General features: G+C 63.9%; 6 protein-coding genes and 1 pseudogene. 5 read left to right on the forward strand and 2 right to left on the reverse strand.

What is annotated here, in order from left to right; all coding sequences use genetic code 11:
• Nucleotides 1–14: 14 nt before the first annotated feature.
• Nucleotides 15–518 (forward strand): HD domain-containing protein, encoded by a 504-nt coding sequence (locus BN2503_RS21135; RefSeq protein WP_193750046.1) that lies wholly within the window; start codon nt 15–17, stop codon nt 516–518.
• Nucleotides 452–730 (forward strand): M48 family metalloprotease, encoded by a 279-nt coding sequence (locus BN2503_RS18510; protein WP_008645843.1) that lies wholly within the window; start codon nt 452–454, stop codon nt 728–730. Before BN2503_RS21135 ends, BN2503_RS18510 begins: the two co-directional genes overlap by 67 nt.
• Before the next feature lie 3 nt (nt 731–733).
• On the opposite strand, the gene BN2503_RS18515 is transcribed toward BN2503_RS18510, so the two are convergent.
• Entirely contained in the window at nt 734–1,768 is a 1,035-nt protein-coding gene (locus BN2503_RS18515; RefSeq protein ID WP_054258074.1) for an AraC family transcriptional regulator, read from the reverse strand.
• Between the two features lie 86 nt (nt 1,769–1,854).
• On the opposite strand from BN2503_RS18515, the gene BN2503_RS18520 reads away from it, so the two are divergent.
• The 3 genes from BN2503_RS18520 (at nt 1,855) to BN2503_RS19775 (ending at nt 3,995) form a co-directional block, all read left to right on the forward strand.
• On the forward strand, nt 1,855–2,766 hold the full coding sequence (locus tag BN2503_RS18520) for a sterol desaturase family protein (RefSeq protein WP_054258075.1): 912 nt from the start codon (nt 1,855–1,857) through the stop codon (nt 2,764–2,766).
• 90 nt (nt 2,767–2,856) lie between these two features.
• Complete coding sequence (locus BN2503_RS18525; protein WP_008645848.1) at nt 2,857–3,561, forward strand: SDR family NAD(P)-dependent oxidoreductase; 705 nt, start codon at nt 2,857–2,859, stop codon at nt 3,559–3,561.
• A complete protein-coding gene (locus BN2503_RS19775; protein WP_008645849.1) occupies nt 3,561–3,995 on the forward strand; it encodes a nuclear transport factor 2 family protein in 435 nt (144 codons plus the stop codon). Before BN2503_RS18525 ends, BN2503_RS19775 begins: the two co-directional genes overlap by 1 nt.
• A 106-nt stretch (nt 3,996–4,101) precedes the next feature.
• Here BN2503_RS19775 and BN2503_RS18535 read toward each other — a convergent pair.
• A pseudogene (locus BN2503_RS18535) lies at nt 4,102–4,872 on the reverse strand (IS91-like element ISCR16 family transposase); the annotation flags it as partial.
• Nucleotides 4,873–5,028: the final 156 nt, after the last annotated feature.

Genomic DNA, 5,028 nt, shown 5'->3' on the forward strand with positions numbered 1-5,028 from the left:
ATCCGGGGCAATTCTTGGCCCTGTATCGCACACGATCAGTTCGACATGGTCAATTGTCTTGCGCACTTCCACCCCATCGCCGCTACCACTCGCTGCAGCATCTGGGTGAGTGCATCGCCCAACTGGAAGGCGCGCTCGACCTTGCGGTTCACGCCGGAGACGTTGAAATTGCCCTCTGGTTTCACGACGCGATTTACGGGCTGCAGGCCAAAGACAACGAGCAGCGCAGTGCCGACTGGGCCGCCGGCGAATTGACGCGAAGCGGAGCAGGGGAAGCGCAGGTCCGGCGGGTGCGAGCGCTGATCATGGCGACCTGCCACACCGCCAAACCGGCTGATGCGGATCAGCAACTGCTGGTGGACATCGACCTCGCCATCCTGGGCGCCGAGCCAGCGCGTTTTGCCGAATACGAACCGGTAATGCCGGCAGCCTGTCTACGGCCTTTGCCACCGTGGTCCAGCGCGGCTATTCCCGGCAGGCGGAAACGCTCGCCGACGGACATGCCATCGCCGCAGTGAAGAAACTTTATGGTCACGCCGGCGGCGGCGCTTCGGTATTCGAGACTTTTGCGGCTTATCACACCGAACACGGCGGTGAAGCACCGTCCCTGCTCTCGACGCATCCGCTGGACGCCGAGCGCATCGAGCGGCTGCGGCAGGCCGCCGCGGATTGGGACCCTGTCCGTCAACCCCTGCGGCCACTGGCCCTGCCCATGCCGCCCCCTCAGTAAGGCTCAACCGGCCGCCGCCTGTCGCGTACGTGCCGGCGCGTGCCCGGTCCAGCGCTTGTAGGCACGCGCAAAGGCGCTCTGCTCGGAATACCCCAGCAGAAAAGCGATGTCCGTGAGACTCAGCGAGGCATCTTCCAGATAGCGTTCAGCCATTTCCTTGCGCACGCCATCGACCAGCTGGGTAAAACTTTCACCATGCTCCTGGAGCTTGCGCTGGAAGGTCCGTGGCGAGACGTGCAGCGCCGAGGCGACATGACTCAGCTCCAGTTCGCCATCTCCCAGCCGCTGCGCGATCAGGCGGCGGGCGCGGACCAGCGGATCGTCCGTGCGCGTGAGCGTCAGCAATTGCTGCTGGGCCAGGCGATCCATCAACTGGCGCATGGCGGGGTCCGGCTGGATCAGGCCCAGTCCCTGCCACGACTTCGGCACGATCATGCGGTAACTGTCCTGCCGGAAGCGTATCGGGCAGGCGAACACACGGCGCTGCTCGTCCAGGCGCTGCGGCGCCTCGTATGTGAAATCGACGCCCAGCGGAGAGATCGCCTGTCCGGTGATCCAGCGCACAAAAGTCAGCATGCCGGCGAGATTGAACTCCGCAAGCTGGCGGTAGCGGAGATCGGTCGAACGGTTCCAGCTCAACACGATCGCTTCGGCGTCGATCCGCACGTCCACCGGCGCAACGGTGATCACCAGCCCCTGATAGCGCTGCTGGGCGAGCATGGCCTCGCCCAGGGTCGTACAGGCCATGGCGACATAGCCGAGAACGCCGTAATGCCCTGGCCGGATGTGCTCGGCAACATGCACGCCGAGATCAGGATCCTGGGCCAGCACGGCGGCGCGATTGAACAATTCAGCCGCCTCCAGCTCGCTGACGCGCGCATCGCGGTCGTTGAGATCCACGTTCAGGCTCCGCTGCAGTTCGGTCGCATCGATCTGCCGCAGGCGCAAATAGTCGAACAAGGCCAGCAGATAGCTGACCGCGGTGCTGGGCGCGAGGGCCGCAGGGTCGTCGACTCCGGTCTTGGCGCGTGCTGTCATACAGATTGTCGTGCGGGGTCAAGCGGCAAGTGATACACAATGGAGAGAATGCTAACAGTCAATACATCGTGCGAATCGAGGAGCTTATGGAAACGCTGGACTGGTGGGCCAAAAACATCTTCTACATCGCCATGCCCTATTTTCTGGTCCTGATGGCCTGGGAGTGGTTCGCCCTGCGCCGCGCCAAGAGCAAGGGCAAAAGGGGCTACGAGATCAAGGACAGCAGCGTCAGCATCTCGCTGGGCCTGATCAAGCTCGGCATGCGGGCCCTGTGCGCAGGCTATACCGGCTGGCTGTTTGCTTTCGTCTATGAACATCGCCTGTTCACGCTCTCGCCCCTCGTCTGGTGGACCTGGGTGCTGCTGTTCTTCGCCGACGACTTTACCTATTACTGGTATCACCGCAGCGCGCACCGTTGCCGCCTGTTCTGGATGGAGCACGTCAATCATCATTCCAGCGAGCACTACAACCTCAGTACTGCGCTGCGCCAGTCGACCCTGGGCCCGGCGTATACCTTCGTGTTCTACCTGCCGCTGGCCTTCGTCGGCTTTCACCCGCTGGCGATTGCGGTGCAATTCGGCATCAGCCTGATCTACCAGTACTGGATCCACACCGAGGCCATCGACCGCCTGGGCTTCCTCGAAAAGTTCATGAACACGCCCTCGCATCACCGCGTCCACCACGGCAGCAACGGCATCTACATCGACAAGAACTACGCTGGCATCCTCATTATCTGGGACAAGCTGTTCGGCACCTTCCAGGAAGAGCGCCGCGACGTCCCGGTGAAATACGGCCTGGTGCACGACCTCAAGACCTTCAGCCTGCCCACCGTGATTTTCCACGAGACCGCCTTCATGCTGCGCCAGGTCTGGAACGCCAAGGGCTGGCGCAACAAGCTGGGCTGGATTTTCGGCCCGCCGGAGTGGTCGCCGGACGGTCCGCAATATCCGCCGGATCACCCCTACTGGCAGACGCAAGCGGCCACCAAGGCAAGCTGAAATCGCCGGCATGCGGGCTCACACGATTGCAGGATTCGCCCGCACATTGCCGTCTGCTTCAATAAACCAGATTCCTCATACGGAAACGCCATGCGCTTCGACAATCAGGTGGTGATGATTACCGGCGCGGCCGGCTCTCTCGGCAAGGCGGTTGCCGCAGGCTTTGCTGCTGGTGGCGCCAGGCTGGCGCTGGCCGACGTCAGCGAGGCCGTGCTGCAACAAGCGTATCCCGGCACCGCCGACACACGCCTGCTGCTGCCGGCCAACCTGCTCGACTCTGCCTCGGCGCAGAATGCGGTTAACGCCGCGATGCAGAAGTTCGGCCGTCTCGACGCCCTCTGCAACATCGCCGGCGGTTTCGCCATGGGCACCCCGGTGCATGCCACTGCGGCAGCCGACTGGCAAAAGATGCAGGACATCAACGTCGGCACCCTGCTCAATGCCGTGCGCGCCGCGGTACCGGCGATGCTGGCGGGCGGCGGCGGGAAGATTGTCAACGTCGGCGCTGGCGCCGGCCAGAAAGGCGTGGCGCAGATGGGGGCCTACAGCGCCTCGAAGAGCGCGGTGATCCGCATCACCGAAGCCATGGCCGGCGAACTGCGCGAGCAGAACATCAACGTCAACTGCGTGCTGCCCAGCATCATCGACACGCCACCGAATCGCGCCGCGATGCCAGACGCCGATCCGAAGAAATGGGTCGCGCCGGGCGATCTGGCGGCAGTCATCACCTTCCTCTGCTCCGAGCAGGCGCGCGCGGTGCACGGCGTCGCGCTGCCGGTCGTGGGATTGAGCTGATGAGCGGCAAGACGCGCGAACAGCAGCTCGACGAACTGCTCGACAAGCAGGCGATTTACGAGCTGATCATGGCCTACTGCAACGCTGCCGACCGCCACGATCACGTCAAGATGCGTACGCTCTATCACGAGGATGCGATTGACGATCACGGCCACTTCGCCAAGGGCCTGGCGATGGAATTCATCGACAAGCTGCCGGAAATCCAGAAGGCCATGGAAATCCTGCATCACAACGTGACGACCGTGAACCTCAAGCTAGCCGGCGACCGCGCCGAGGGCGAGGTCGGGTATAGGAAGTTCAACCGCCCTTTTTTGCGAGTCTGGCAGGTAGGAAGCGGCCGCGCAAGCGCCGCTTTGGGCACAGATCGGGCACAGATCGGGGGTTCATGCGTGGGTTTTCGACATCGCGGGGCCACGCAGCGGCTCAGTGCGTAGCCATTTCTCACCGAATCCCGGCACAGGGCCGAGCGCAGCCCTGCGGGGTCGTGGCCGCATCGGATCGGACTCTGGCTTGGCTGCCGGCTGCGTGGCCGGCACCTCGTCACGCGGCCGGCGGCGGGGCGCGCGCTGCGGGCCGGTAGTGCGCTTGCTCCAGCGCGCCGTGTTTCTCGAAGTGGGCGAGGATGGCGCGAATGGCCTTGGGGTCTTCGATGCTGGCGACGATCCGCACCGCGCCGCCGCAGTGGGCGCAGGTGGTGACGTCGATGGAAAAGACCCGCTTGAGCCGTTGCGCCCAGCTCATCGCACGGCGCTTCTGCTCGGGGCTGCGCGGTTCGTCGTGGGCGCTGACGTCCACCGGCACTGCATCGCTCGCAGGCCGCTTGCCGCGCCCCGATGGCGTCAGCTGCGCGCGCAGGTTTGCATTCGGGGCGAATACGCCGTGGAAGCGGGTGAGATGCGCGCGAGGTGGCGGGACCAGTGCCGCCAGCTTGGCGATGAAGTCCACCGCATCCCATTCGACATGCGTGGTCCCATTGCGCCACGGCGTCTTGAGCTGGTAACGCACCCTACCCTGCGGTGAGATCGACAGCCGCTGCTCGCTGATCGCCGGGCGCGTGATGTAGCGGCACAGCTTTTCGAGCTTGTGGCTCTCGTGTGCTTCCGCGGCCACGCCGGCATGCAGCGAGAAGCCGCCGACCTTGCCGGCATCGCCCTCCAGCGAGCCTGCGTCACCGGGCAATGTTTGCAGCGTGACGACCTTGCGGCCAGCGTCGCGACCGGTGGCGATGCGGTAGGTCATCGAACTCATCCGCAGCCCATCCATGCCGTCGTCGCTACCCGCGCTGTCGGACAGGAACACGGATTCGTCTTCGGGGTCTCCTCGTTTTCAGTGCAATAAGTGACGGTACGCAAAGCTAGCACTGGCGCGGGGGTGGTCTGGGTAGACCGTTGATTTCATTGACTTTCCTGTTCGCTTTGTAAACGGGTATGGTGGCCTCCCACTTTTGAGGTTCACGATGCAGGGTTG

The sequence above is a fragment of the Paenacidovorax caeni genome, from assembly GCF_001298675.1.
Classification (GTDB): Bacteria; Pseudomonadota; Gammaproteobacteria; order Burkholderiales; family Burkholderiaceae_C; genus Paenacidovorax; species Paenacidovorax caeni.

Coding starts and splice junctions, on each gene's coding strand:
- BN2503_RS18515 (WP_054258074.1), bottom strand. CDS start 1,768: ATGACAGCACGCGCCAAGACCGGAGTCGACGACCCTGCGGCCCTCGCG.
- BN2503_RS19775 (WP_008645849.1), top strand. CDS start 3,561: ATGAGCGGCAAGACGCGCGAACAGCAGCTCGACGAACTGCTCGACAAG.
- BN2503_RS18520 (WP_054258075.1), top strand. CDS start 1,855: ATGGAAACGCTGGACTGGTGGGCCAAAAACATCTTCTACATCGCCATG.
- BN2503_RS18525 (WP_008645848.1), top strand. CDS start 2,857: ATGCGCTTCGACAATCAGGTGGTGATGATTACCGGCGCGGCCGGCTCT.